The sequence below is a fragment of the Nocardia sp. NPDC060220 genome (assembly GCF_042727815.1).
GTDB lineage: Bacteria > Actinomycetota > Actinomycetes > Mycobacteriales > Mycobacteriaceae > Nocardia.
On the sequence record NZ_JBHWZY010000993.1, the window covers coordinates 1 to 2332 of the forward strand.

A 2332-nucleotide genomic window follows, 5' to 3' on the forward strand; every position below is an offset into this window, starting at 1 on the left:
TGGCGGGCTGGTCGTGATCGCCGTGATGGAACTGCTCGCCGGTGGGCTCGGGCGGGCGGCGATGCAGGCGGCGCGCGGGTCCGCGACCGAGGAGCCAGTACCCGCTCGTCTCGGCCATCAGCCGCCCGCTGATCGTCAAGCACCTGGTCGAGGCCGCGAAGTTCCACAACGCCACCACCGTCTCGCACGGCTGCACCGGCAAGGGCAACGACCAGGTCCGCTTCGAGGTCGGCATCGGCGCGCTCGCGCCCGACCTCGAGGTCATCGCCCCGGTCCGCGACTACGCCTGGACCCGGGAGAAGGCCATCGCCTTCGCCGAGCAGAACAGCCTGCCGATCAACGTCACCAAGAAGTCGCCGTTCTCCATCGACCAGAACGTGTGGGGCCGCGCGGTCGAGACCGGGTTCCTCGAGGACCTGTGGAACGCGCCCACCAAGGACGTCTACGACTACACCGCCGACCCGACGGTGAACTTCGAGGCGCCCGACGAGGTCATCATCACCTTCGAGAAGGGTGTGCCGGTCGCCATCGACGGCCGTCCCGTCTCGGTGCTGCAGGCCATCGAGGAGATGAACACCCGCGCCGGCCGTCAGGGCGTGGGCCGTCTCGACATGGTCGAGGACCGCCTCGTCGGTATCAAGAGCCGCGAGATCTACGAGGCGCCGGGCGCCATCGCGCTGATCACCGCGCACCAGGCGCTCGAAGCCGTCACCGTCGAGCGCGAGCTGGCCCGCTACAAGCGGCAGGTCGAGCAGCGCTGGGGCGAGCTGGCCTACGACGGCCTGTGGTTCTCCCCGCTCAAGCGCGCACTCGACGCCTTCATCTCCGACACCCAGCAGACCGTCACCGGCGAGATCCGGATGGTGCTGCACGGCGGGTCCGCGGTGGTCAACGGCCGTCGCTCCGAGCAGTCGCTCTACGACTTCAACCTGGCCACCTACGACGAGGGCGACACCTTCGACCAGTCGCTGGCCAAGGGCTTCGTGCAGATCCACGGCCTGTCCTCCAAGGTCGCCGCCCGCCGCGACCTGAACCAGAAGTAAGCACGCCCGCCGCCTTCCCGCCTCCCGCGACTTCTGCCGGTCGTAGGGGGGCGGTTGGCGTCGGTTCCGGGCTCGCCTGAGGTGTACACCTGTTCTGGGCGTGCCCGATGAGTTACCCATGTTCTCGCTAGATCAGTCGGCAACCGTAGGCTCGATTCGGTTGCCCTTCGTGCGCTGGCAGCCGATGTGCGACTGTGAGCGCGACCGCCTATACCCAGGAGAGGGCACACGATGACCCATAGTGGAACCAACGAAGGTGCGCTCTGGGGTGGGCGATTCGCTTCCGGTCCGGCCGAGGCGATGGCGGCGCTGAGCAAGTCGACCCACTTCGACTGGGTGCTGGCTCCGTATGACATCCGCGCGTCCAAGGCGCATGCTCGCGTGCTGCACAAGGCCGGGCTGCTCGCCGACGAGGATCTGCCCGCCATGCTGGCCGGTCTCGACGCGCTCGCGGCCGATGTCGCCTCCGGTGCCTACGGCCCCGCCGACTCCGACGAGGATGTGCACGGTGCGCTCGAGCGTGGGCTGATCGAGCGGGTCGGGACCGAGCTCGGTGGTCGGCTGCGGGCCGGTCGTTCGCGCAACGACCAGGTGGCGACCCTGTTCCGGATGTGGCTGCGCGACGGTGTGCGTCGCGTCGCCGCCGGGGTGCTCGACGTGGTCGACGCGCTGGTCGCGCAGGCCGCCGCGCATCCCGACGCCGTGATGCCGGGCAAGACCCACCTCCAGGCTGCCCAGCCGGTACTGCTCTCGCATCACCTGCTCGCCCACGCGCATCCGCTGCTGCGCGATCTGGAACGCCTGCGCGACTTCGACAAGCGCGCCGCCATCTCCCCGTACGGTTCGGGCGCGCTGGCCGGTTCCTCGCTGGGCCTCGATCCCGAGCAGATCGCCGCCGAACTGGATTTCACCGCCTCCGCCGCCAATTCGATCGACGCCACCTCCTCGCGTGACTTCGCCGCCGAGGCCGCCTTCGTGCTGGCCATGATCGGCGTCGATCTGAGCCGGATGGCCGAAGAGGTCATCATCTGGAGCACACCGGAATTCGGCTACGTGACCTTGGCCGACGCCTGGTCCACCGGTTCGTCGATCATGCCGCAGAAGAAGAACCCCGATGTCTCCGAGCTCACCCGTGGCAAGGCGGGCCGCCTCATCGGCAACCTCACCGGCCTGCTCGCCACCCTCAAGGCGCTGCTCGGGCTCGTCGGCCAGGATGTGGTGGTGATCGACCCCGATGTGGTCGGCGCGGGACGCATTCTGCTCGACCGGATGCTCGGTCTCGGTGGGGA

At 68.9% G+C, this 2332-nt stretch carries 1 protein-coding gene and 1 pseudogene; both read left to right on the forward strand.

Annotation, left to right across the window (positions count from 1 at the left end):
* Positions 1 to 95: 95 nt before the first annotated feature.
* Positions 96 to 1043, forward strand: a pseudogene (locus ACFWF3_RS32725) (argininosuccinate synthase); the annotation flags it as partial.
* Positions 1044 to 1274: 231 nt separating this feature from the next.
* Positions 1275 to 2332 (forward strand): argininosuccinate lyase (gene argH, locus ACFWF3_RS32730; RefSeq protein WP_379317738.1); only part of this gene is annotated, 1058 nt, incomplete at its 3' end.